Genomic DNA, 25045 nt, shown 5'->3' on the forward strand with positions numbered 1-25045 from the left:
CGTAATATATTTTTTCAAAAATGAAACAATGGATTGCTGTGTGTTGTCAGATATAGAAGTTTTTCTGCAAGTGGTAAATTGTAATAGTTTTTACAAAGCTGCATCTGTATTAAAAATTTCTCCTGCATCGGTTACTCGAAAAGTGGCTCAACTTGAAGAAAAACTTGGGGTGACGTTATTGAAGCGAAATACGCGTCGATTCGTCCTGACGAAATATGGAGAGTACTGTTACCAGCATTGTCAAAATATTCCTACGATTCTTGCGGACTTAAGAAGCGGTATCGCAAACAATATAAAAGAGCCAGCAGGCATCCTCAATTTATCCGTTTCTGTTTATTCTGGATATTTTGAATTGATGCCATTAATTGCCGATTTTTTGTTGGAATATCCGCAAATTAAAATTCAATTTGTAAAAAGTAATATTTTCCCTGATTTGATAGATGATTCGTATGATATTTACTTTCGCTACAAGGAAATAAATACACGAACGTTACAATCAAAAAAATTAATCGAACACCAGATGGTATGTTGCGCTACCACAGAATATTTAAAACGTCATGGCATACCTGAAAAACCGGAGGATTTGGTTCGGCATAACTGTATTATCCATCAAATTAATTTATATGAAGGAGATGTTTGGTTTTTTAAAAATCACGAGGAAAATTGTTCTGTTTCTGTAAATGGAAACTTACGTCTTAATAATTCTGCCTTGGTTTTGGAAGCAGTTTTACAGGGTATAGGTATCGCCTTTTTGCCTCATTACTTCTTTCAAAAATCTATTGAAAGCGGTCATTTAAAAGAAGTTTTGATGAGGTTTAGGCCACCACCTATGCCAGTTTGGCTAGTCCATCCAAGAACAAAATACATGCTGCGGAAACACCGCCTATTTGTTGACTATATTGTCGATGCGTATCTTAATTAGTCCACGAATCACAGTAAAACTCTATGGCGCAAAGTATTTGATTGATTCGCAATATTTTTACCGCAGATCTATATATGGAATTTTACGACCTTTCATATCGCCAAGGACAATGGTGGCAGGCTTTGCATCGGTTTGTATATTGGTACCGTCCATTCCGAGAAAATCATCATAAGAAAATGCATAAGAATTTAGATAACTGTCTTGTGGATGATCGATATTTTTATCGAAGCTTAAGGCATGCATTGCTTCAGAGTATACATTCAGACAAGGCGCATCATGCTGTTTGCCACATTGGTTCCAAGTATAATCCACTGAATTGATCCCATTATTGAAAAAGTATTTCAAAAGTTTTTGCATTTGTTCTTTATTTTTGAAAACAGGATTGCCTTGGTGATCAAAAAAATCCATTCCCACGAAGGCTGATTCTTGCCGCATCAACATTCCGGAAATAATAGCCGATGTCAAATCACGGGCAATTGTGGCATCCACAGCATTTTTATTATAAAAGGGGGCTTGTGCTCCCATAAAAATTGAATTGCTGGCTTGTGGAACGCTTAGATCATAAGAGAGAGTTTTTGGATTGGAAGTTCCATTCTGAGTGAAAATGAGTTTTTTTGTATTGGGTTCAAAAGCTCCTGACCAGATACCCTGGTTTAATTCTTTCAAATCAATTTTAATGGATCGGTTGAGAGAAGAAGAGTAATATCGGCTCAACTCATGAATATAATTATTGAAATAACCCTGAAACCGATTGCCACTTCTTCCAGGGGCATCAATTCTCATTAAGAAATGTTCAGAATTATATACAATGAGGCTAGACCATTCGGAACTATTCCATCGTTGCGAACACTCAAGAGAGTTTGTGGATTCGCCCGTAGCACCACACACAATTGTTTTCATATTGTGAATGATCCCATTTAATCCACCAAAATGCCCATACTCGTGTCCCGCTTGTTGGATGGTATAGGGAATTGCAATAAAATCTACGCCTGTTGGGTTGATAACTGTTTCACCACTTGAACTGTAATTAAATTCTACTTTATCAAAAAGAGTTCCATGAGTAGTCGTCTGCGGATTGTTGACGTCAGGTTGTTTCGGAGTGAGGGTTTCTTTGTCTGTGGGCATATCCAACGGGTTAGCGAAGGAAATATAAATTCTTCCGGATGTCAGATGAGGTATGCAAGCTTGAGCCATCCCTCCTGAACCGGGTATTAATTCAGATAAAGAGATACCATAATCTTTACCATTTATATTCGCATTGTTGATGTCTACAAGAGTTCCAACATGATTTCCATCATTCATCCGAACATAAGCATGTTTTTTTGTTTTGGGATCAATTCCCAACACAACGATATAAGTATTTTGGTTATCAATGCGACTATTATTGGTTTTTGATAGATCAAAACGAACCAACATGCCACCACCGTCACATTGATTTTTTGCAAAAGCAATCTCATCTGTAGCGAACAAGATAATCACACTGAATATTAAAATGTTGAATTGGTTCATTTTATAAATTTTCATTAAATAACCTCTTTAGAGTGAATTATTAGTTTTTAAAATAAATACTCTGGGATGGATGTTGATGACAAAATAAACATAATGACTATATTGGATCCTGAGTATACAGTTTTGAGACTCCATTTACTAGGAGCTAGATGCTTCATCCTAAATAAGAAAATGAAAATATTTTTAATTTCTGCTTATAAATGATGGTGTTTCAAGGCTTTAGCTGCATCTCGATATCCCGCAGCTATTCTTTTTTTGATTGTATTGGATGAAAAATCGAATGGCCCATTGAGATCTTCTGGTCTTCTATTTTCAATATAAAGGATATTTTGAATGTATTTGTAATTTATCAGCCGTTGATATCCAGGAAGTTTCTTAATAGAGCTATGACTTGGAATAATTTTATCAATTTCATAAATGACTTCAATAAATTCATTTATCTTTTCAGTTAATTCTTTGTTAAAACTAATCTTGTTGGCGTATTGAATTTCAAGCATTCTGTCAAAGACAGTAACCATGTTCGTCGGTATTTTGCCTTGGCTGGAAAAAAGATTGATGACAATAATTTGTTTTTCAACTTCTGGGTTCGGATCAAGGCATTCTATAACGGGGGAGAGTGGGGTATTTTCAAATAAACCACCATCCCAGTAATAAGCTTTTTTTATTCTGGTCATAGGAAAACCAGGTGGTAAACTTCCGCTTGCCAGAACATGCATGGGTGTAATTTCAACCCGATTAGCCCCCTTATTGGTAAATGTTTGCACTTCGCCTGTTTCAATATCGGTAGCAGTGAGAATCAAACGGGTGGGAGAATTATTGATCTTTTTAAAATCAATGTACTTGTTTAATAGTTGATGTAAAGGCTGAGTTAAATAAAAACTAGTCCAATGATCAAAATTCCAATAATCAAAACGGGGGTAAAAAAACGATGGATTACCTAATAACGCTAAGTAAGAGGATAATTTATCTTCAAAAAAGGGTAATGAAAAAAGAGTAAACTCTTCCCACATGGATTCTAGAGTCTCTATAGGATTTTCTTTAGCGCCTACAAGGGCAACTGCATTAATGGCACCGATAGAGACTCCCGAAACAATATCGGGTGAGAATTCAGAATGCTCATAAAGACGTTTCAAAGCTCCGAATTCGTAAGCGCCCAGCGCTCCGCCTCCTTGTAACACTATCCCTGTCTGTTTCATGTTCATCAAATTTTGGAGGTATTCACCTAAGTATAGATTATTTTTATCTTCAAATTTTTATTATAAAGAAAGGCACAGCTTTTAAATTGTTACCACCTTAAGTTTGAAACATAATTCATGAAAGGATGCCATGGATTTAGGGTGACTTGTAAATTTTTATAGCTAGAGTACTTTCTGGATAATCATTTTTCTTACGCATGTCATCTAAACTGCTAAAGAAATTAAAGGTCCAGTTGCCGTCCTGATAACTTGATGTATATAGTCCAGAAGTTGTTCCTGCATCTCTTCCAATAAAACCTTTTTCCAAATTAGAATTAACAACATTAACCATAGCATGAATAGGATCTGATGCATCCTTCTTAACCAAGCATACGCCCTGGTTTAACTCGATTTCCTCGAAATTACAGCTTAAAATTTGATATTTTTCTTTGCTGGATAAGGCTCGTATGAGTAATTTAATATCTGCTATCTGGGTACTGGCAGAAATTTCAAAAGTTTTTTTATCCTTATTATGAGTAATATGGATATTTTTTTTATTCAATGTGTCATCATAATGATGAATTAATTTTAAAATTGCATTTCTTTCACTGCGAATACTATATTTTTTACTGTTGCATACTAAAGATATTAAATATCTTACATCTTTTTTCGTTTCAGGCATCGATTCTGATTCAAAAGGGGTCACTTTATCTTGCATGGCTATAACATGCTCTGTTGAAGCCAAACAAGAAATGGGTAAGGCTGGAGCCTGGGGTGCTCGTGATATTAAAAAATGGCTGTTATTCACTTTTTGTTTTTTTACCATAGAACTATTTATTTCAACTTGTTTTGCCTTAAATAGATAGGAGGAATATCCTGATTCACGTGTAGTACGTGACGGTGGATTGTCATGCCTTTTCATAAAGGCATCGATTTTCCTTTGCTCCCGCTTATTCTTTACGGGAAGAACTTTCTTGCCGACTTCTTTATAGTAATGCTGTTCCAATTTGACTGATTCATGCTTTCTTTTCATAACTAAAATAGACCCGAATGATACAAAAAGGTAAATTATAGTACAAAATTATAATGTTTTTAAATTAAGGAATTATTAAAAGAGAATTAAATAGATACAAATATATCTTGTTGGTATACCTGCATTTTTAAGGTGTAACAAAGGCTCAACTGAAGTAACTGAGTGTTAATTGCTTTATTATGATGGGTGGAATGAATTCCATTTAGTACAAGAAATATTCAAATAAAAAAGGGCAAATTATGAAGAAGAGTCCAAGAATTAAATAAAATATAAATTCATCTTGAATGCGTCTTTGATCTTTTTCTCTTGGACGAAGCATATAAAATGCAATAAATAGAAAAATGATACCTATAAAGATGCTAAAAATCTGTCCATACAAAAGTATGGACGTGTAATACCTCGGGGGTGTTTGTCCTACACTCCCTGGAATAACTTGAACCGTAGTAGCCAATAATGTCATTTTGATGTTGGTTAGATTGTTATTCTTAATCCTCGCTTTATTTTATAAATATTTCAAGTGTTTGGTTCTTTTTTCCTAAGACCATTCTCATTCATGCAATCGTTTTCCATACTTGAAACTTTTGTATAAATAATCGAATGGTTGTTGATAATATAACCACGAAATTATAAAATGTTCGAATTTGATACACATTTACATGTAATCAGTATGAAAATTTATTTAGTAGGTGGTGCGGTTCGGGACAAATTACTGGGCTTACAGCCTAAAGATAATGATTGGGTAATCGTAGGAGCAAACCGAGACGACTTACTCAAAATAGGTTTTAAACCGGTTAATGGTAGTCCTGAGGCTCAAAATTTTCCTGTTTTTTTACATCCAGAAACTAATGAAGAGTATGCTCTTGCACGAGCCGAAAAACGAGTGAGCCAAGGTCATGGTGGTTTTGAGTTTGATACGTCTTCTGGAATTACCTTGCTAGATGATTTAAAACGGCGTGATTTAACCATCAATGCCATGGCATTACCTTTTGAAAATGACCAATACGGCGAATTAATTGACCCTTATAATGGAAAAACTGATTTGGAGAATCAAACCCTTAGGCATGTATCGCCCGCTTTTGTAGAAGATCCCCTGCGTTTAATTCGTACCGCACGCTTTGCCGCTTGTTTTGGTTATAAGGTAGCACCAGATACAATGTTACTTATGGAACAAATGGTTTGTGAGGGGAAGATAAGTGAGTTGAGTTGTGAGCGTATATGGAAAGAAATGGAACGTGCCATGATGGGTACACATCCAGCTAATTTTTTTGAGGTGCTTAATAAATGCGGTGCTGATCGTATTTTGTTTCCTTACTTAATAATATCAGGGGCAGGTATTCAAGGGTTGCAATTAGCCGCTGTCTATAAAAATTCTGGCCCTGTACGGTTTGCTGCTTTAATGCATGACTTATCTCAAGGAAAAATAAATCATTTTTGCAAACAGTTTAATATCCCCAATCTGTATCGTGATCTAGCCATCCTGGTTAACAAAAATTGGGCATTATTCAAACGAACTCCGGAACTGGATGCAAAAGATCTGTTGGATTTTATGACCCAGTTAGGCGCTTTTCAAAATAAAGAGCGATTTGATCATTGCTTGCAAGTTTTCGAGGCATGTTCTCAAGAATCACCGAATATCGAAAAAATTAAACGGGCTTATCAAGCAGCCAAATCAATCAATACGAAAGATCTCGCTGCCAAATACCTAGGTCATGAAATAACAAGACAAATTAGAAGCTTACGTATCGCATCGATTCAACAATCTTGGAATGATGTCTCTAAAGACAGGACTTACAGTTCTACGTTTTTATAGCTCAATAGGCTAGAAATAAAGCATAAGCTTCATAAAAAATTCAATTTATACTATAATTATCCATAAAATTTAACATGTTGGTTTACCATGATTCAACGCGAAAAAGAACTACTTGAGCAAATATCAGACGCAATTAAAGATACAAATCGACCTCTAAATGATCGTCTGGATTTATTATTTTCAGCTCTTTTTGAACTGGATAAAATTCAAAAAGGACAAAGAAATGGGTACTCGGAAGAATTACTTAAGGAAGTAACAAAAGAGGCGGCTCTTGAAGAATTACTAAAACAAATCGCAGCTACAGCAGAAACAGAAGATACTGATACAAAAATTGTTCGTTCTATATTGAAGTTTGCACTGAAAAATCCTGAGATATATGGACTAAGCATACGTTTTAAACCTTTTATTCAACAATGCTTGGCGAATACGTCTATTGAGGCAGAAACCCCCGTTGCATTAAATACTGTAATTTTAAAACAAGACTGGGTTGCAAGAGAAGTTCTTCAAATCCAGGATTTAGGTGAAGATGCGCCCAATGCGCAAATATTTGTTGATGCATTAAGGAAAGGTGATTATTTTGTGGCTTCTAAATTTTCCAATTGGGTAGTCAAAAAATATGAAACGCCAGAATTAAACCCAAAGGGGGTAATTCTTGGGGTAGATAATTTGCACCCGTTAATCGCTTATGAATTGGCCTATACAGATATTTCTCCAGAAGATATGCCCGCTGTACTTGTGATGTTTGATCACTCTCAAGCTGAGGATCAATATAATGCTATTTTGATTTCTTCCGGAATAAGCAATTTAATAAATGAAATTGCAGCGATTAAAAAAATAGATTCTGATCAAAATCCGATAGATGTTCTTAAGGAGAAACATGAACAATTTCTAAAATCAGAAAATCCTGTCGAAGAATTGATTGAAAAAGGTCTTACTTTTAAAGATATAGAAGACCTTGGTGATCACTCTCATCCTGATAAAGTCAAACATTTTTCAAGACTAAATAGAAGTCCAGTTACGACAAACTCGATTTTATTGAATACACCCACTGCTTCACTCGATGAAATGGATACACTCATTAATTTCAAAGACCAAATTTTTGAATACATCGATTATCTTGAAGCTAATCCCCCAGAAAATCCCCAGGATGAGTCCTATAATAATCGTTTAAAGGCAGCCTATGAAATGCTTAAGACCCTGCAAAAAGGGGGAACATTCTATGACAACATCATTCCCAATTTAATAACTCAAAGCAAAATCATTGCCGCAAATAATCCCACGCCTTGGGAGGTGGACTGGTTACGAAAAAGTAGAGAATCGTTTACAACTCAATTAATTCAATTAAACACCTGGGATGCCCACTCGGAACATATTGGCGTTTTAGTAGCGCTTCAAAAACAGTTAATTCGATACATGCATCATTTGGAAACAGAGATTTCAAACGCTCCAAAGCCTCACCTGAGCCAACATCTTGAGTTAGCTTATGACATGCTTGCGGTACTCCAACTAGGGGGATCAATAAAAGAAGTGATGATACCCAAAATTAATTCAATTGTTCGTTCGATTGCTCAAAGTAACCCACAGATTTGGGAGATTGACTGGTTACGAGCAACTCGTGATTCATTAACTGCAAATTTTATGGGATTGAATACCATTCATGCTGATTTTGTAGTAGACCATGAAAAATTATTAGAATTAAAAAATAAAATAATTTCCTATCTTGATTATCTGGAAAATAATCCACCAGAAAATTTTCAGCAAACCTATGTAAATCGAGTAAAAGCAGCATCTGCGATGCTTGAGATTCTCCAGCAAGGAGGAAAAGTAAAAGAGGAGATAATTCCCAAAATTAAAGCTCAAGCAGATATCATATCCAAAAATAAACCAGGTATATTGGAGCTAGGATTTTTAGGATGGTTACAAAGTTTCTTTGATCAATTCAAAAAACCAATGAGTTTGGAAACTTCAAAGGCTCTTGAAGAAATTAATAAAATTGTACAATCTAATGAAGTTAAAGAACCAGCGAATCATGTCCTTGAGCAAGAAAATATATCAATGGAAGGAGGAGAAGGGACTAAATCTCAAAAGGGTCCTTTCAGTATCTAAAAGACAGAAACCTTTCTCAACATGTTGAGAAAGGGTTTCTAATTTAATGTACCGGTCCATTCCCACCGCCATTATCTGTCCCAATGGCTCCAGTATTTCCCCCATTTCCCAAACTGGTATCCGGAGTCGGTGCATTGTTGGGTTTGTTGTTTGGATTAGTACTCATATTAGGATTTGTGGTGTTGTTAAAATTCGTATCCCCTATATGATTGTCCGGATTGGCATTATTATAGGGAGCATTTCCGACTGTATTTTCATCCGCTGCAAAAACAGAAGAAAAAATACCAAGGCTCATTAATATTAAAAAAATTTTTTTCATGGTTTTCTCCTAAATCCTAACTTTTTGTCTCGCTATATTTAAAAAATAGGCAATATAAAAAGTAAATGCAACCTGTGTGAAGTAGGTAATAAAAAGAGGGAATTCTTTGGAAGATTTTCGTCTATTATATAATTAATACCCATTTATTTTTTATAAATGAAAGTTGAAGAAGAGATTCAACATGAAATTATCTAAAAAAATATGTTTTCTACTTGCCTATATTTTGGTATTACTCCCTTTTATCGGCTTTTATTTAGGAAACATTTATACTTTTCTACCCTTTTTTGTTTTATTCACTCTTATTCCCTTAATGGATTTTTGGTTAGTTGATTCAAGTAATCCCGACTCAGTCCAAGATAAGCTACTCATGAAAGATTCATATTTTAAGGTGATTTCCTGGATGTATGTTCCGCTACAATGTTTCATTTTAATTTTTGCAATATATTTGATAATTCATTATCCATTAACCATCATCGAATTAATTGGGTTTAGTCTTTCCATAGGGCTTTTGACAGGTGGAATCGGTATTACCCTTGCTCATGAGCTGATGCACAAAAACTTCTTTATTGATCAAATTTTGGGTAAAATTTTATTGGTTAGTGTTTGTTATGGACATTTCTTTATTGAACATGTACGCGGACATCATGTTTATGTCGGGACACCTCATGATCCTGCGACATCTCGATTAGGAGAAAGCGTCTATCATTTTTTGCCAAGGACAATTAGTGGCTCTTTTACTTCCGCTTTAAAAATCGAGCGAAAACGATTAGAACGTAAAGGACACCCCTGGTTTCATTATAAAAATGAATTTTGGTGGATTATTAATATACCTATCCTTATTTCATTTTTTCTTTGTTTTTATGGGGGGTGGAAAGCGCTTGTTTTCTTCTTACTTCAATCCCTGACTGCCATTTTATTGTTGGAAATCATTAATTATATTGAACACTATGGCTTAGAACGCAAGAAACTTGCAAATGGGACTTATGAAAAAGTTTCTGATCAACATTCCTGGAATGCCAATCATTGGTTGAGTAATATGCTGCTCTTTCAACTGCAGCGACATTCCGATCATCATCTCCATGGTGCACGCCCTTATCAAGTATTGCGCCATATTGATACCAGTCCTCAGCTTCCCTCAGGGTATTTGGGTATGATAATTCTGGCGCTTTTTCCACCTTTATGGCGTAAAACAATGGATAAACGCGTTTTTGAAATTCAGCCAAAAACTACTGATTTATGAAGACACCCAAGAGATAATAAAATCTTTATTTCATTCCAAAATTTCTAATGTTTTCCTTAGATTGCAAATCATTTTCAACAGTCTATGCTTAATTTAATTACGACTTCAGGATGAAAAATGATGAATTCACTAGATGGAGTTAAGATAGCTATTTTATTGGCTGATGGTTTTGAACAGGTGGAAATGGTCAAACCAAGAGAAGCACTGCAAAAACAGGGCGCTCAAACGTACCTTATTTCAAACAAAACAACTGTTCAAGGATGGAATCATGCAGATAAAGCGGATTCCTTTCATGTTGATGTTCTTCTCGAAAATGCCATTCCAGATGATTATGATGCTTTAATTTTACCCGGCGGTGTCATGAATCCAGACACACTACGTACTTTGCCAGAAGCAGTAGAATTTACTCAGAAAATGGACGAGCAAAAAAAAATAATCGCTGCTATTTGTCATGGACCCTGGTTGCTTATCAATGCACAATTGGTAAAAGAAAAGCATTTAACCTCTTGGCCTTCAGTAAAAACGGACTTAATGAATGCTGGAGCAGTATGGGTTGATAAACCAGTAGTTCAGGATGGGAATTTAATTACCAGTAGAAAACCTGACGATATTCCAGAGTTCAACAAGGTAATAGTAGAGCAATTAAAGCAATATAAACAAAGAAGCTAACGTCTATGAGTACAATGGCCAACAGGAATTATTTTATCCTGTGGAGAACCTACTATTGACAATGCGAGGTATGTGGTAATCATTATAAAAACATTTTTGAAGTTCGATTGGCAGGTAAATCCTATTTTTTTTGATTCCTTTGAATGTGCTATTACGAAACTTGCACCAACTTGCAAACATTGCTCCTGTAAAATTGTTGGGTACGGAGTTGAGAGCAATGGCGAGTATTATTGCTGTGATCACTGTGCTAGAAAAAGCGTCTAAGAAAAGAAAGAAGATTTTTATGGGTAGATATGCTTTTTCAAGACAAGCGGTTTTTGAGCAATCCAGGCATTTGCGTCGCTGAATACGATTTGCCTGGATTCTATTTTAATTTTAAGTTAAATTCACGCGTTGACTCAGTAAATTTAATAAATCTACTACCTGATTGTGATTTTTTAAATGATATTTGGCATGGGAAGCTCCTATACCAACTTTGATTGAATAGGCAGTTTCAGGCAATACTTTGAACATGTCTTCATCGGTAACGTCATCACCAATAGCCATAATGAAATCATAATGAGATTTTAAAATAAAATACAAGGTAGCATTTCCTTTATTTAAATTAGCATGGCGAAGTTCGATTACTTTATTGCCCCATAAGACTTGTAAATCACCATGAGCAACAAAATGGACCAGGTCATCTGTTAACTCCTTTACTATATAGAGACTTTGTTCTGGTAAGGTATTCCTATAGTGCCATGCAAGGGAAAATTCTTTTTCTTCAATAAAAGCGCCAGGCAACCGATCGGCATACTTATTCAACAAGGATAATATAGATTCTTTCCAATCACATTTTTTCTGGGTTAAGATGTCCCATTGCTTGCCGATTTCTTTAATACAGGCCCCATGTTCTCCTATCATATGAATAGGAAGGGAATAGAACCATTGATTTAAAGTGTCTTTATCTCGCCCACTGATGATCACTACATTGTTTCTGGGATCAGCTGTCAGTGAAAAAAGTGTATCCAATAACCCGGTATCAGGTTTTGCTTCTTGAGGATGTATTGTATAGGGGACAAGAGTACCATCATAGTCTAATAAAATAAGTCTTTTACTGGCGCGATGGTAATGTTCGATAAATTTTTGTTTGTCATGTAGTTGCAGGGTTTTGGCAGAAAATATTTCATTCTGTTCCTTTGTTTGAACCAACTCATCAATAAATTCATTTCCCCAGCAAATCACGTCGTAATTTTTAAGACGTCTTTGCATTAAATGATTTCTTAATATTTGTTCTTGTTCATTTAAACTAAGAGACATCTTAATTGCGCTTGCTATTTCTTCGATACTGTTGGGATTTACAATAAAACTTTCGGAAAGCTCTTTTGCTGCCCCTGCCGTTTCACTGAGGATAAGGACCCCTTTTTTATCAATTCTTGAAGCGATATATTCTTTAGCAATTAAGTTCATTCCGTCTCTTATCGGGGTCACCAAAATAGCATCGCTGATTCCATAAAGTGCAATGAGATCTTCAAATTCTATATTTTTGTATTGATATAAAATGGGCATCCAATCGATATCTCCATATTTTCCATTAATATGGCTGACACATTCCTCTATTTTCTTTTTCATGGACTGATAGTGCGACACGCTATCCCGAGAAGGCGCAACGATTAGAACTAAAGTGGCTTTCTTGTGCCAATTTTCATTTTTTTCAAGAAATAATTCGTAAGCTTGCAAGCGATTGATAATTCCTTTTGTATAATCGAGCCGATCTACAGATAAAATAATTTTTGTTTTTTGTAATGATTTTTGTAATTCTTCTTTTTTATTTTGTGTTTTGCTTGAACCTGCAATGTGTTGAATTTTATTGAAGGCAATTCCCATCGGAAATACTTTAGTCTTGATTAATTTGTCTTTTGTGGTAATCACGCCCATATTATGTTCATACCCCAGATTAAGTGACACACTGTGTAAAAAATTCTGAGCATATTCAGAAGTATGGAAGCCAATTAAATCGGCACCCAAAAGGCCTTTTAGTAATTCAGATCGCCAATTTTTAGGAATTAATTGAAATACTTCATAAGCCGGAAATGGAGTATGAAAAAAAAATCCTATAGGTATATTCGGAAAACCAGCATTCAATAAAGAAGGAAGTAATAATAAATGGTAATCATTGATCCACAGTATATCATCGGGTCTTATAAGCGTCGTTAATTTATTTGCAAATGCCTCATTCACTGCCTTATAGGTGTGCCAGTTTTCTTCATCATAGGTTGCAAACTCCGTAAAATAATGGAAGAGCGGCCATAAAGTTTTGTTACAAAAACCTTGGTAAAACTTATCCATTGTTTTTTCAGGAAAAATTATGGGAAAAAGATTTTGCTTTTGAAGTTCATGAATATGAATATCTTTAATGATATTATCAGAATGACTTCCTGGCCACCCAACCCATAACCATTCGACTGTTTCGACAGCACTAAATTCTTCTAAAAAAGTATTAAGACCTGTTGCGAGCCCACCTATACTTTGCTGAAAGTAAATTTGAGATTTATCTTTTATAATGGTAATCGGCAATCTATTGGAAATTATTATTAGTCTCATAATTACTCTCCATATGTCTTTTTTTCCTTTGAAACATTAACTCTATAAAGACAAGAGCTCATGGAGAATAAATCTGCTTCGAGAAAATGACTGAAAAGTAGATAGTGAATATAAATAGGTTTAGTCATAAGTCTTAAATCCTGAATACTCTCATCTTTAAGTCTAAAATAACTTTTTAAATTTATCCTGTTTCTGTCATCCCTATTTCCCACAGTTTTTATAAGCATAATCCATTATATTAGATGCATGTCTCAAAATAAGGACCTTTTCTACTTGTTTATACCAATTCAATTAATTTCCGAACGGAGTCATTTCCAAATAAATATTTTTTAGCGGACACGCTGGCCTCAAATTGCATTTAAACTTTAAAAAATAAAGAATTGACGAAAAATATTTTTTTGTAATAACGCCAAGGAGGCATTATGAAGAATTTGTATTTCATGAGCCAGGTATATTAACTCCTATGGATCCCTAGTGAAAATTACCACCTCTGCCATTTGTATTATTGACTTACATTTTATACGGGGGGGCAATGGGTCCTAGCAAAAAGGAACAGTTCTAGGACATAAAGCTGTTGGCGTGGTTGCTGAAACTGGATTATTGCAGGTGGAGTCATAGATAAAAGGTTTAGGACTCATTTTGAAAAAATAAATCTGCCAATGCTTCATTAGTCCAGTTTTTTAGCATCAATTTTTTTTAAGGTTTGGCTAAAAACCAATATGCGAAAGAACCCAATATCATACCCAAAACAAAATAAAGCGGATCTAAATTAAAAGTGGCAAGGGCGGTTATGGATGGACCTGGGCAATAACCGGCCAATCCCCAGCCAATGCCAAAAATAGCACTGCCCATAAGGAGAGGCTTGGTTATTTTTGTTGATTCTGGAAGAAAAAAGCACTCTGTAATTAATGGCTTGGCTTTTTTTAGAACAAATCGATAACCAATAAAAGTAGTTAAAACGGCAGACACCATCACCACGAGTAGGGTAGGATCCCAATAACCAAAGAAATCAAGAAAATTGAGTATCTTATATGGATTAATCATATTGGATACAGTTAGTCCCAGACCAAACAATAACCCGATAAAAAAAGCCGACAAACGTTCCATCATGAATATATTCCCAGGATATGTCGCATGATAAATGTAGTGATAGCCGCTGACAAAAGAAATGAAGCAGTTGCGACTAAAGAACGCAAGGATAAACGGGCGATACCACATACGCCATGTCCTGAAGTACAGCCTTGTCCCATCCGCGTTCCAAATCCTACGCAAAAACCGGCAAAAATCAGAATCAATACAGAATAATGTGTACGTAAAGGAAATTGTATGTCAGGAAATAAATAAAAAAATAGTCCACCAACGAACAGCCCTAAAAGAAAAAAAATTCTCCAAAATTCTATTTTATCTTTGGGTGGGCATAGCTGGTGAATCATGCCACTTATTCCCGCCATGCGGCCGTTAAACCAAAGCAGCAAAACAGCACTTAGACCAATCAAAAAACCGCCTAATAAACCCTTATATGGCGTAAAAACCGTATATTCCATGTTATCCCCGAATTTCCATTGGCTCCTTTATCTTTTTTATAAAACTACCATTAAAATTAGATTTATTTCAATGTTTTTACGTGATTGCATAGAAAGAAATGAAATTTATTCGTTATTCTTTTAATAGCTTCACATTGGTTCACTGACTGTCTGGTGCAAAATAGCGGTACAGGAGTGATTATTTTAACCAAAATATTCGTACTATTATGTAAAGAATCGTCATCCCTAAAGCTGGAATAATAAATAAAGCAAGAAATGTGTAGAATCCTATTCTATTTTCTGCAGAAGCATTATAGAACTCTTTAAATTTTTTCCAGAGAGACATGTGGATTGATATCATCTTAAAAAGTACTGATTGATTCTAAGTAACTACCCCATAAAGAGCAAGGGCAAAATTCTCCTTATTCGAATAACTGTCTCAAGTTGCTCGAGCAATTCCTATATTCAGATAAGTATGAATATTTAGTCTATATTTTAAAAGACACTTTTATATAAGTTCTTTTTATCAAAATGGATTTCGTCATGAAAACATCTGAAAAGGAATGGTTGGCTTATTTAAAAGATAAAGAGTTGATGAAAATACCTCGGATGCACACAATCATTTTGTCACCTCATCCGGATGATGAATCATTAGGCGCAGGCGGCCTTATTTTTGATTTAAGAAAAAACAACGTCGATGTGTTAATCATTTCTATAACTGATGGTGAAAATGCTTATCCGGATGCTAAAAATCTTGGCCAAATCAGGAGAAAAGAGCAAGAGAGCGCCCTGCGTATTCTTGGAGTTACCAAAGAAAAAATTATTCGTTTGCATTTAAAAGATAGTGCTGTGAAAGAAGCTGAAAAACAATTAGAACAATTAATACTGCCCTTTATTGATCAAAATGTTCATTTAATTGCTCCCTGGACGGGAGACTATCATGCGGATCATGAAGCAGTCGGGCGGGTTGCTTTAAAGCTTGCGCGGCAAAAAAAAATACATTTAAGTTTTTATTTTTTCTGGACCTGGCAACATTCAAGCATACTGGATATGAAAAATTTAACTTTATTTATTTACCCTTTGAGTAGGAATGCATTTCATACCAAACAAAAAGCCATTGATTGTTATACTTCCCAAAAGAGTAATAAAAAAAATCATCCTATTTTGCCAGAAAGTGTATTAATTCCAACAATGCGTTCTTTTGAGGTCTATGGACAATATGATTATTAAGTGAGATTTAAGATTCATCGTAGCTTTGTATGAATAAGATTAAATCATTATGGAAAAGATAAATGAATATAAATACTATTTACATTTTGATTCCTGCCAGGAATGAAGAAGATCTTCTTCCGAGATGTTTGTCTTCACTTTTAAAAGCGAGTTCCGTGATGCCTTCGAATATCCAAATTGAAACCATTCTATGCGTGGATGCTTCTACTGACAAAACCTTTGAAATTGGTACAAAAATTTTAAATAAAAAAGGTACTGTACTAAATATTGACAAGGAAAATGTTGGCGCTGCACGCAGGTATGCCGCTCAATATGCCTTAAGCCATTATAGTGGACCTTTGGAATACTGCTGGATAGCGAATACTGATGCAGACTGCAAAATTCCTTTGAATTGGCTTCAAAAGCAAATTGTCTGGGCTAATCAAAGGGTGCATGCAATAAAAGGGATAATTAAAGTAGATTCTTATGCGCAGCATTGTGACGAGGTTTCGAATCTTTTTGAAAAAGATTATAACATAAATGAAGATGGTACTCACCCACATATCCATGGATCTAATTTAGGCATAAGGGCTGATGTATATCAGGATGTAGGCGGATGGAGCGAGTTACCCACAGCAGAGGATCATGATTTGTGGAATCGGTTATCACGTTTGAATCTAAATCTGGTTTCTGATGCGAGTCTGTTTGTCATGACCAGCGGACGTAAAATGGGTCGTGCTCCTTTAGGTTTTGCAGATAAGTTAGATTCATATAATAAACAATTAGATACCTTTTCTAAAAAAATTGATTGAGTTATAGTGTCATTTTTGTAAAAAAATGTTTATAGAATTATTTATATCATTGAGAAACAATAAAAATAATCCTGAAACATTGCAAATTGATTCATTTAATCATGCAAAGAAAGAATGAGGTGTACACTAATCATATCTCTATGGAGTAGTGATGGATCGTGAAAAAGAAATATTGGACGATAATCTTGTAGAAAACTTTAGTAATCCTCCTCTTCCGACAACGACTTCAGAATACATCACAGTGGTTTCACATTATTATCGGGGAGAAATCGCACGTATGTCCGGATGGCGAGATCGTATCGATCGTACCAGTAATTGGGCAATAACTGCTGTGGCCGCAATGCTTTCATTATCACTTTCTTCTTCAACGGCACATCATGGCGTGTTACTCTTTGCCATGCTCCTTATCTTGCTCCTTCTCTTCATTGAATCAAGACGATACCGTTTTTTTGATGTGTATCGATCTCGTGTACGCAGGCTCGAGCGGTTTTATTTTGCACCCATGTTCATGCCTTCAGCTCCAACTGAGGAGCATTGGTCAGAAATTCTAGGGCAAGACTTGAGTAGACCACGCTTTTTGATGAGTCTAGGTGCAGCCATGTCGCGACGATTACGTCGAAATTATGTTTGGATGTTTCTCATACTGCTGTTGGCGTGGATACTAAAAATTTCTTCTCCAAAGCTACAAGTTTCTGGCGTACGACAAGAGATGGGTATTTCATTCAATGGAATTGTGGAGAATGCTGCATTAGGCGCCGTTCCCGGGTGGGCGGTCATTACAATCCTTATCTTATTTTATGCATGGATTGCTTATGCTTGTATCCATTCTACAAAACATTCAGATGAGCTGTTACATGGGGATGTACATGTTTAATGTTCCTTATCTTCTGCTCTGTACTTATTTTTAAATTATTTATCCTAAATTACTTGAAAAAAATCGTTTAAATCACAATATTTTAAATGTTTTCAGTTTGGAAAAAATTTATTCCCATTTATTTTGTAAGGAGATTATTTATGAAAAAGAAAATACTTCCTATTCTAATCTCTGTTCCTTTGTTCACAATAATTTCTGTTGGAGCACAAGCACTCGAGATAAAACCTAATAAATCAATGCCAAATAATACCGATCAGATCATCGTCGATCCTTTTGCTGATGATCCTTTTTTTCAATCCCACAATGATGCGCTTCAGCAAATGTATAAAATGCAGCAAGCCATGGATCAATTTATGAAAAGTCAATTTTCACAAATGCAAAACAGTCTTGTAAATCAAAACAATCAAAAACTATTTGGAAGTACCAATAATATTGAAATTAAAGAAGATAAAAATGAATTAATTTATAAAATAAGGCTACCTCAAGGGGCTGACAGCAAAGTTAATGTCTCGGTTAAGGACAGGCAATTAATTGTTAATTCCAATATAACTCAAAAAATTACGAAGGAACAAGACAATACGAAAAGCGTCAGTTATTCTCAAAGCAACTACAGCCAATCATTTCAATTGCCGGAAGGTTATGATCCCAATTCCATGGTGACAAAGAATAAAGATTCAAATTTGATAGTAATTTTTAAAAAATCTCTTGCGACATCCAATATTCTTTAAAATAATGGATTTTTGGAGATGTATTATTCCATTATATTATTTATAACAATGTCGCTTCGCTGGGCCTATCAGGCCCAGGCCTACATTTTCTGATGTTTGTCCCACCACCGGTTAGCGGATAGGCAGGGTTTTAAAAGCAGCATTTTCCATTCTTAAGTGCTAATTCTGATGACCTGTCTTCACAAGCCGGGGGAGAGTCTCTCGAAAAATAAAATAGAAAGCTTCATTTTGAATTGGTGAGCATGACATTTAAGGATATATAGCTTAGGAGAGTTAAACTGTTTGGCAAGGCGAGTTCACATTAAGTTGAATCACACATTGGATAACATTTTAATTAAGTAATATTTATTTCTTTTTATTTTATCGAGCTCTTCGTTTAAATCTTCCTCCTTTAAATCCAATTTGAGATTTTTCAAAAGGAGCTCTTCTTTTTCTTCTAAGCATCTCAATGCTTTCCATAAAAAATCTTCATATTCTGTTTTTAATAATCTGAATAAACTCTCCTTGCCATAGGCATGACCTACGCGACATCGCCAACGTAATATTGATTTGTCTTTTATTTGCCATAAGATACCGCTGCATTCAGGGCAGGTAAATGTTGAAGGAGTGCTAATTTTTCTAAGTACATCTTCATTGAATAAATTTTCTGTATCATTCAACTGAGATTCAATCCTTAAGGTTTCCCACAGTTCGCTTTTTGAGTTTTCCTCTGAAGGCGTTGAGTTGATAATTTTTTTAATCAGTGGATAGATTTGCTCTAATTTTAATTGATAGTCCACTACTCCTGCTTTAATTGCATTTTTTGGCATATCTGGAAAATCAGCCTCTTCCGGGCTTTGGGCTATCGTTGTGCCTTTGCATTTTTTAATGGCTGAAAAACCTGCACTGCCATCATCTAACAATCCTGATAACAGAATACCAATGACCAAAGGACCATAATATAATGCGGCTGAATAAAAAAGGACATCAATTGCAGGCCTGGTATTATTAATTTTAGGTCCCTGCCTCAGTGTGACTTTGCCATCCATTAATGTCATGTGCAGGTTTGGTGGCGCAATGTATACATGGCCGGAAGTAAGCTCTTCAATTTCTCTGGGATGACGTACTTTAAGTGAAGTATGCCGCTGAATGATATTCGGCAATTTTGACTCTGAATTAGGGGAAAGATGCAAAACAATTAGAATAATACCTCTAAAATTATCGGGAAAAGATGAAATTAATTGAATTAGTGGTTTTATCCCTCCTGCAGATGCCCCTATAACAACTAAATGATTATTTTCCATGATTGCCTTAGAGATAATTTTATAAATTAATATAAATTTTAGGGATGTTTAAGGTTCGCTATGATACTGCATTGCTTATACTGTGATATTTTATGAAAAAAATAAACCAAGAGCAGAAAAATAGCTATTTATCAGAACCCCTACTAATCTTAGTTTAGCCTGAGAAAATAAAATATAAAGTGAAAAGGAATAAATACCATTATTTTCATAATGAATTAAGCCCTAAAATTTGTATCAAGGAGGGGCAATGCAAAGAGACAAAATACACATTGGCACATCTGGATGGCAGTATAGCCATTGGTATGGCTCATTTTATCCCAAAAATATTAATTTTCATAAACAACTTATTACTTTTTATGCGCAAAAATTTCAAACTGTTGAATTAAACACAAGTTTTTATCATGTACCGAGTGAAAAAACCATAGAAGAATGGATAAAAGCGACTCCTCAGGATTTTATTTTTTCTTATAAGGTAAACCGTTATATAACCCATATGAAAAAATTGAATGACCTGAGGAAGCGTTGAAGAAACTTTTTACCAATCTTTCCTATTTTGGAGAAAAAATAGGACCCATATTATTTCAATTACCGCCGAGGTGGCATAAAAATATAGAAAGATTTGGTGAATTTATAAAACAATTAACTAAAGATTACCGATACGCTTTCGAATTTAGAGATAGAACATGGCTTGATGAGGATGTTTACGAACTCCTTCGTGAATATAATATTGCATCATGTTTCTATGATTTTAAAGCGTACCAAGCCCCGGAAATAGTAACAAGCGATCTGATCTACATTCGCTTGCACGGCCCTCATGCAGCGCCATATACCGGCTCTTATAGTAGAGATAAATTAGCTCACTATGCTACAAAAATTCATAATTGGGAAAAAGAGGGCAAGCTGGTTTATTGTTATTTTGATAATGATCAAAATGCGTATGCTCCCCGTGATAGCCAGCGTCTTATTGAGTTTTTGGAAAAATATTCATCCGAAGAGCAAACATAAGCTGGATATTTTTCCAGCCTATGTTTCTTTTGGAGTGTGATAATGATCACCTCTTTTACTCAGAAATGTTTTCAGTTTGTAATTTCTGAGCTTTTGAGCGAACGCAAGTCCTTTCATCCAATATTAATTCAATCATTTGATTATAAACAACTATCCTGTTGTGTAAATTATAAAATTCAACTAATTTAACGTAGCATTCTTGAGGTGTAATCTCTATTTCGTAGCGGTTTTGCTGGAAAACGATTGAAAATTTTAATCGGGATATCCAATCGGGCAGTTTTGGGTCAAGAGTTAATATTCCTTTGGTAATTTTAAGGCCAGTATAGTCTTTAAATAAAACTGAAATAGTTGCTGTCATAACGCCTAAATGAATACCCTCTTGAGTGGTTCCACCTTGTGTATCTTCAATATCACTAACTAAAGCTTCTTGATAAAGCTCTTTTGCTTTTTGGGGCGAATACTTTAAAAGGAGGGATGCAAAAGTAATTTTACTTAAAGTGGAGCCATGGGAGGTTCTTTTTAAATAGTAGTCTATAGTATTTTTCTTTATTTCTTCATTATAGGGATATCCAAGCTGCAATAAAATTTGTTTCACTTCTTGTTCTTCGAGAAGAAAATACAGCATCAAGGTATCTGGTTGTTTTGCAATTTGATATTGATTGGGATCAATGCCTTCGGCTTTTAAAATGCGATCTAGACGTTCTAAATTGGAGTATTTTGCTTTGTAGCGGTTCCAATCAAATTCTTTTAGATTCTCATAACCTTCAAATTGGCTGATAAGACCTTGATGAAATGGTACAAACATATTTGAAGTGATATGTTTCCATTTGCTGATTTCCAAATCGGTAATATTTAAATTTTCAAATAAATTTTTGATAAATTTTTTACTTAGAATTTTGGTTAATTCAAGCGCTTTTTCTAAAGCCCATACGGTCATTATATTTGTGTAACTGTTATTTTTTAGACCTTGAGAAGTAGAGTAGGGATGACTCTCATGATATTCATCAGGCCCCATTACGCCAATGATTTCATATTGGTTTTTTATCGGGTTGAATGTGGTGATGCTACACAGAAATTTGGCGATTTCAAAAATTATCTCGGCACCATATTCAATCATAAAACTGATGTCTTTGGTTATTTGATAATAATTCCATATATTATAAATAATTGCTAAATTGACGTGGCGTTGATTGTGGCTATTATCTGGTCCCCAAGTCGAAGATTGAGGGTTTAAATGGAACTTTTGTGTTTCTTCCTCACCATTACTCGAGCTTTGCCAAGGAAACATTGCACCTTTAAATCCATTCTCTTGTGCCAACATTCTCGCAGCATCTAAGCGATAATACCGATACATGAGCAGTGAACGTGCTATATCTGGAAATTGATAGAAGAAAAAGGGTAAAATATAGAGCTCGTCCCAAAATACATGTCCCCGATAAGCTTCTCCGTGCAAGCCTCGAGCAGGAGCCCCATAGTCAATGGATTTGCTGTGTTTGGATATTGATTGAAGCGTATGGAAGATATGTAGGCGAATTAATCGTTGTTCACCATTTTTTGAATCCATTTCAATGTCGGATTGCTCCCATAAGTGTCTCCATGAGCGCTTATGCTCCCTCAATAGCTCCTTAAAAGAGGGTGCTTTGGTAATGAGTTTCTTAGCTTCATACAAATTTTCATGAATCGCACGATCTTTAGAGTAAAAAAGGCTTAACAACTTGTGAATACTTACTTTTTCAAAAGGTTTAATTTCTAATTCAAAACATTGATGAATATTTTGCTCTTCTTCGATTATTGTAGAATGACAGGTTAATTTTTTATTATTCTGGAAAATTTCTGTTTTTATCACTTCTGAAATTTCAATATGCGATGTTTTTGTTCTTGTTTGGAGAAATAGATATTCTTCTGAGAAGTGGCCTAAATTTAATATCTCAAGGTGGTGATTGTTTAATTCACGATAGCGTTGCACCCCATTATTATGAACAGAACCCATAATAGAAGAACGGATCAGAATTTTTCCTTGCCAATTATGTGCGGTAATAGAGTAGCGTAGTGCTGCTATATGTTTATTATGTTGGCTAACAAAGCGGAGGCTGTTTACCGTGAAGATCCTCTCCTCTTTATCTTTAAATGTGATCGTTCTTTTAGTCATTCCATTCTTGAGATGCAGAATTTCCCGATAAGATAAAATGTCCATATCGCTTACATCTACCCAATCTTCATCATTAATTTTGAATGTAACAGGCAGCCAATTCGGCAGATTTACTAAATCTTCATTAATGAGTTCTTTCTCAACAATTTTACTGGTTGAGCGGTTATAGACTCCTGCTAAATATGTTCCAGGATAATGGATGTCAGAAACCGAATCTTCATGTGCTCCCCTTGTTGCAAAATAACCATTCCCTAAAGTTGAAATTGTCTCTCTTAAACGCACCAAATTGGCGTCAAAACTCCGATGACTGATAATCCAATGACTCATAACAAACTTCCTTAAAATTATTTAAATAATTTAAAAATTGCAAAACTTTCTTAGGGGATTTTAAAAAATAACTCGCATGTGTTTTATGAAATTCTGAGGTTACTTTGATATTGATGCCTTTAAAACTAAGCTGTTTGAAGGCATCTTCATCGGTAACATCATCGCCAATATAAATGGGAATTAAATTGTTTTTCATTGTTTTCAATTGATTTAAAATGTTTTCTGCAGCGATACCTTTATTCCATTGAATATTAGGACGTATTTCAAACACTTTTTTTCCATAGTGCCGAGATAAGTTTGGAAAATTAGTTAAATATTCATCTATTTTATTAGAAATGAACTCATGAGATGCTTCCTCGACCATTCGGTAATGAATGGATAAGGAAAATTTTTTGTTTTCAATAACACAACCTTCTATGCTTGCTAGCTCTTGTGAGAGGATAGTAAAAATACTTTGAAGATCGTCTACGAACTCATGCCCCATTTGATAAAACATTTTAGAGTGTTCTGGTCCTTCAAATTCAAGACCATGGTTGCCCGAATAAAATATATTTGGAACATTGATGAGGCGTTTCAAATTGTCCAGTTTTCTACCACTTATGATCACCGTCCTATATTTTCGAGATAACTCAGAAAGGCATTGAAACATCAGTGGTGGAAGTAATGCATATTCCGGATGATCCACTATAGGCGTTAAAGTTCCATCGTAATCAAGGAAAATAATCAATTCATTGTCATTTTTAATTAAATTCGAAATCAAAGGAAGCGCATTGAATGCTGATTCCAGAATGTTAATTTTGTTATTTAAAATCTTTTGATAAAATAAAATTTGTTTTTTTGATAGATCAGGAAGGATATAATCTGCGCCTAATTCATTAAATTTAGACCTTAATTTATTTTGTCTGTCTAAAGCAATGACTAGACCAAACTTTCCTTCTTTAGCAGCTTTTACTCCAGCTAGTGCATCTTCAATGACCATGCATTCTTCAGGGAGTAAATTTAATCTATTTGCAGCTTCTAAAAAAATTGCGGGATTTGGTTTGCCAGGAATACCTAATTCTTGTGCTATTTTTCCATCAACCCGGACTGGAAATAAATTTTCGATGGTAGCGCTTTTCAATACTTCGAAACAATTTTTACTTGACGAAATAATCGCAATAGCATAATTGTTAATGAGTAAATATTCTATGAATTCTAATGTATCAGGAAAGCATTTTACTTTTTGCGATGCAAGGTTTGAAAGCAAACATAAGTTTTTTTTATGACAGATATCCTCAATACATTCATCCATAGAAGAATACAAATTCTGAATGTCTTTAAAAGTGATTTGGCGAGAATTGATAAAATTAGAGATCCCATCAATACGCGGCATTCCATCTAAATAATTAAAATATTCTTCCTCTGTAAAAGGAAGGTAAGATGAGTCAATTTGGAAAAGCAGTTGATCGAGAATTACTTTCCATGCGTTATAATGGGTAACGGCAGTTTGCGTCACTACACCATCCATATCAAAAATAATGCCTTTTATGGCCATAAATAGTTTTCCTGAACTTTATTCCAGTTTTTTAGATTAGTTGGGAACGGAAATTATAACTATTAAAAAAAGTCTTAAAATGAATAAGATAATCCTTCATATCCATACTCATAATTAGTTAATTACACTAAGGAAATACATTATAGAGGTCTCGAATTCCTCCAAATTTACTCAATCTGGAATCTGAACTGTCAGGGGTTTACTTAAGGAATTTACAGGTCTGTGAAGCTACTTT

Annotated in this window: 21 protein-coding genes; 11 read left to right on the forward strand and 10 right to left on the reverse strand. The window is 34.8% G+C overall.

The features are described 5' to 3' along the window. The first annotated feature begins 40 nt into the window (after positions 1–40). Positions 41–922 carry a LysR family transcriptional regulator gene (locus BU07_RS0108435; RefSeq protein WP_031565148.1) on the forward strand — a complete coding sequence of 294 codons (882 nt, stop codon included), beginning with the start codon at positions 41–43 and terminating at the stop codon, positions 920–922. Positions 923–979: 57 nt separating this feature from the next. On the opposite strand, the gene BU07_RS0108440 is transcribed toward BU07_RS0108435, so the two are convergent. From BU07_RS0108440 to BU07_RS0108450, 3 genes are all read right to left on the reverse strand, one after another. Then, positions 980–2446: a beta-1,3-glucanase family protein gene (locus BU07_RS0108440; RefSeq protein ID WP_031565150.1), complete on the reverse strand. Its 1467-nt coding sequence runs from the start codon at positions 2444–2446 to the stop codon at positions 980–982. A gap of 179 nt (positions 2447–2625) precedes the next feature. Next, the gene (locus BU07_RS0108445) at positions 2626–3627 is read right to left on the reverse strand and encodes a patatin-like phospholipase family protein (RefSeq protein ID WP_031565152.1); all 1002 of its coding nucleotides are present in this window, start codon (positions 3625–3627) and stop codon (positions 2626–2628) included. A gap of 136 nt (positions 3628–3763) precedes the next feature. Next, positions 3764–4639: a hypothetical protein gene (locus tag BU07_RS0108450; RefSeq protein ID WP_031565154.1), complete on the reverse strand. Its 876-nt coding sequence runs from the start codon at positions 4637–4639 to the stop codon at positions 3764–3766. A gap of 667 nt (positions 4640–5306) precedes the next feature. On the opposite strand from BU07_RS0108450, the gene BU07_RS16745 reads away from it, so the two are divergent. After that, a complete protein-coding gene (locus BU07_RS16745; protein WP_051635554.1) occupies positions 5307–6449 on the forward strand; it encodes a tRNA nucleotidyltransferase/poly(A) polymerase-related protein in 1143 nt (380 codons plus the stop codon). Positions 6450–6536: 87 nt separating this feature from the next. Continuing rightward, positions 6537–8555, forward strand: coding sequence for a hypothetical protein (locus tag BU07_RS16990; protein ID WP_051635516.1), 2019 nt, complete (start codon positions 6537–6539; stop codon positions 8553–8555). Positions 8556–8598: 43 nt separating this feature from the next. Here BU07_RS16990 and BU07_RS0108465 read toward each other — a convergent pair whose 3' ends face one another. Continuing rightward, positions 8599–8874 (reverse strand): hypothetical protein, encoded by a 276-nt coding sequence (locus BU07_RS0108465; protein ID WP_031565160.1) that lies wholly within the window; start codon positions 8872–8874, stop codon positions 8599–8601. Positions 8875–9055: 181 nt separating this feature from the next. On the opposite strand from BU07_RS0108465, the gene BU07_RS0108470 reads away from it, so the two are divergent. Beyond that, positions 9056–10114 (forward strand): alkane 1-monooxygenase, encoded by a 1059-nt coding sequence (locus tag BU07_RS0108470; RefSeq protein WP_031565162.1) that lies wholly within the window; start codon positions 9056–9058, stop codon positions 10112–10114. 117 nt (positions 10115–10231) lie between these two features. After that, entirely contained in the window at positions 10232–10783 is a 552-nt protein-coding gene (locus tag BU07_RS0108475) for a type 1 glutamine amidotransferase domain-containing protein (protein WP_031565164.1), read from the forward strand. A 375-nt stretch (positions 10784–11158) separates the two neighbouring features. Here the strand turns inward: BU07_RS0108475 and BU07_RS0108490 are convergent, their stop codons facing one another. The 3 genes from BU07_RS0108490 to BU07_RS0108505 form a co-directional block, all read right to left on the reverse strand. Then, positions 11159–13366: a bifunctional alpha,alpha-trehalose-phosphate synthase (UDP-forming)/trehalose-phosphatase gene (locus tag BU07_RS0108490; protein ID WP_031565167.1), complete on the reverse strand. Its 2208-nt coding sequence runs from the start codon at positions 13364–13366 to the stop codon at positions 11159–11161. A gap of 696 nt (positions 13367–14062) precedes the next feature. Further along, complete coding sequence (locus BU07_RS0108500; protein WP_035899035.1) at positions 14063–14476, reverse strand: DUF6691 family protein; 414 nt, start codon at positions 14474–14476, stop codon at positions 14063–14065. Continuing rightward, positions 14473–14910: a YeeE/YedE family protein gene (locus BU07_RS0108505; protein WP_031565173.1), complete on the reverse strand. Its 438-nt coding sequence runs from the start codon at positions 14908–14910 to the stop codon at positions 14473–14475. The genes BU07_RS0108500 and BU07_RS0108505 overlap by 4 nt, the downstream gene beginning before the upstream one ends. A gap of 522 nt (positions 14911–15432) precedes the next feature. Between BU07_RS0108505 and BU07_RS0108510 the strand changes: the two genes are divergently transcribed. The 4 genes from BU07_RS0108510 to BU07_RS0108525 all read left to right on the forward strand — a co-directional run bounded on the left by BU07_RS0108510 (position 15433) and on the right by BU07_RS0108525 (position 18512). Continuing rightward, a complete protein-coding gene (locus tag BU07_RS0108510) occupies positions 15433–16119 on the forward strand; it encodes a PIG-L deacetylase family protein (RefSeq protein WP_031565176.1) in 687 nt (228 codons plus the stop codon). 62 nt (positions 16120–16181) lie between these two features. Further along, positions 16182–16910 carry a glycosyltransferase family 2 protein gene (locus BU07_RS0108515; protein WP_031565178.1) on the forward strand — a complete coding sequence of 243 codons (729 nt, stop codon included), beginning with the start codon at positions 16182–16184 and terminating at the stop codon, positions 16908–16910. Between the two features lie 151 nt (positions 16911–17061). After that, positions 17062–17784, forward strand: a complete 723-nt coding sequence (locus BU07_RS0108520) for a DUF2270 domain-containing protein (RefSeq protein WP_035899036.1) — start codon at positions 17062–17064, stop codon at positions 17782–17784. 140 nt (positions 17785–17924) lie between these two features. Continuing rightward, positions 17925–18512 (forward strand): Hsp20 family protein, encoded by a 588-nt coding sequence (locus tag BU07_RS0108525; RefSeq protein WP_031565181.1) that lies wholly within the window; start codon positions 17925–17927, stop codon positions 18510–18512. Positions 18513–18823: 311 nt separating this feature from the next. Here the strand turns inward: BU07_RS0108525 and BU07_RS0108530 are convergent, their stop codons facing one another. Then, positions 18824–19795, reverse strand: a complete 972-nt coding sequence (locus BU07_RS0108530; protein ID WP_031565183.1) for a chemotaxis protein CheB — start codon at positions 19793–19795, stop codon at positions 18824–18826. Between the two features lie 247 nt (positions 19796–20042). Here BU07_RS0108530 and BU07_RS17805 point away from each other — a divergent pair, with 247 nt between their 5' ends. Next, positions 20043–20321: a DUF72 domain-containing protein gene (locus BU07_RS17805; protein ID WP_278030592.1), complete on the forward strand. Its 279-nt coding sequence runs from the start codon at positions 20043–20045 to the stop codon at positions 20319–20321. Beyond that, positions 20318–20800 carry a DUF72 domain-containing protein gene (locus BU07_RS17810; protein ID WP_278030593.1) on the forward strand — a complete coding sequence of 161 codons (483 nt, stop codon included), beginning with the start codon at positions 20318–20320 and terminating at the stop codon, positions 20798–20800. Before BU07_RS17805 ends, BU07_RS17810 begins: the two co-directional genes overlap by 4 nt. 55 nt (positions 20801–20855) lie before the next feature. Here the strand turns inward: BU07_RS17810 and BU07_RS0108540 are convergent, their stop codons facing one another. After that, complete coding sequence (locus BU07_RS0108540) at positions 20856–23276, reverse strand: glycoside hydrolase family 65 protein (RefSeq protein ID WP_051635517.1); 2421 nt, start codon at positions 23274–23276, stop codon at positions 20856–20858. Further along, positions 23242–24810: a trehalose-phosphatase gene (gene otsB, locus BU07_RS0108545; protein ID WP_031565187.1), complete on the reverse strand. Its 1569-nt coding sequence runs from the start codon at positions 24808–24810 to the stop codon at positions 23242–23244. The genes BU07_RS0108540 and otsB overlap by 35 nt, the downstream gene beginning before the upstream one ends. Positions 24811–25045: the final 235 nt, after the last annotated feature.

This window comes from Legionella wadsworthii DSM 21896 = ATCC 33877 (assembly GCF_000701265.1).
Classification (GTDB): domain Bacteria; phylum Pseudomonadota; class Gammaproteobacteria; order Legionellales; family Legionellaceae; genus Legionella; species Legionella wadsworthii.

Excerpts from the sequence above, each read along its gene's own strand:
- BU07_RS0108465 (WP_031565160.1), bottom strand. The coding sequence starts at position 8,874 with ATGAAAAAAATTTTTTTAATATTAATGAGCCTTGGTATTTTTTCTTCT.
- BU07_RS0108500 (WP_035899035.1), bottom strand. The coding sequence starts at position 14,476 with ATGATGGAACGTTTGTCGGCTTTTTTTATCGGGTTATTGTTTGGTCTG.
- BU07_RS0108440 (WP_031565150.1), bottom strand. The coding sequence starts at position 2,446 with ATGAAAATTTATAAAATGAACCAATTCAACATTTTAATATTCAGTGTG.
- BU07_RS0108530 (WP_031565183.1), bottom strand. The coding sequence starts at position 19,795 with ATGGAAAATAATCATTTAGTTGTTATAGGGGCATCTGCAGGAGGGATA.
- BU07_RS16745 (WP_051635554.1), top strand. The coding sequence starts at position 5,307 with ATGAAAATTTATTTAGTAGGTGGTGCGGTTCGGGACAAATTACTGGGC.
- BU07_RS0108490 (WP_031565167.1), bottom strand. The coding sequence starts at position 13,366 with ATGAGACTAATAATAATTTCCAATAGATTGCCGATTACCATTATAAAA.
- BU07_RS0108450 (WP_031565154.1), bottom strand. The coding sequence starts at position 4,639 with ATGAAAAGAAAGCATGAATCAGTCAAATTGGAACAGCATTACTATAAA.
- BU07_RS0108505 (WP_031565173.1), bottom strand. The coding sequence starts at position 14,910 with ATGGAATATACGGTTTTTACGCCATATAAGGGTTTATTAGGCGGTTTT.
- BU07_RS16990 (WP_051635516.1), top strand. The coding sequence starts at position 6,537 with ATGATTCAACGCGAAAAAGAACTACTTGAGCAAATATCAGACGCAATT.
- BU07_RS17805 (WP_278030592.1), top strand. The coding sequence starts at position 20,043 with ATGCAAAGAGACAAAATACACATTGGCACATCTGGATGGCAGTATAGC.
- BU07_RS0108475 (WP_031565164.1), top strand. The coding sequence starts at position 10,232 with ATGATGAATTCACTAGATGGAGTTAAGATAGCTATTTTATTGGCTGAT.
- BU07_RS0108445 (WP_031565152.1), bottom strand. The coding sequence starts at position 3,627 with ATGAAACAGACAGGGATAGTGTTACAAGGAGGCGGAGCGCTGGGCGCT.
- BU07_RS0108510 (WP_031565176.1), top strand. The coding sequence starts at position 15,433 with ATGAAAACATCTGAAAAGGAATGGTTGGCTTATTTAAAAGATAAAGAG.
- BU07_RS0108520 (WP_035899036.1), top strand. The coding sequence starts at position 17,062 with ATGGATCGTGAAAAAGAAATATTGGACGATAATCTTGTAGAAAACTTT.
- BU07_RS0108515 (WP_031565178.1), top strand. The coding sequence starts at position 16,182 with ATGAATATAAATACTATTTACATTTTGATTCCTGCCAGGAATGAAGAA.
- BU07_RS0108540 (WP_051635517.1), bottom strand. The coding sequence starts at position 23,276 with ATGAGTCATTGGATTATCAGTCATCGGAGTTTTGACGCCAATTTGGTG.
- BU07_RS0108470 (WP_031565162.1), top strand. The coding sequence starts at position 9,056 with ATGAAATTATCTAAAAAAATATGTTTTCTACTTGCCTATATTTTGGTA.
- otsB (WP_031565187.1), bottom strand. The coding sequence starts at position 24,810 with ATGGCCATAAAAGGCATTATTTTTGATATGGATGGTGTAGTGACGCAA.
- BU07_RS0108525 (WP_031565181.1), top strand. The coding sequence starts at position 17,925 with ATGAAAAAGAAAATACTTCCTATTCTAATCTCTGTTCCTTTGTTCACA.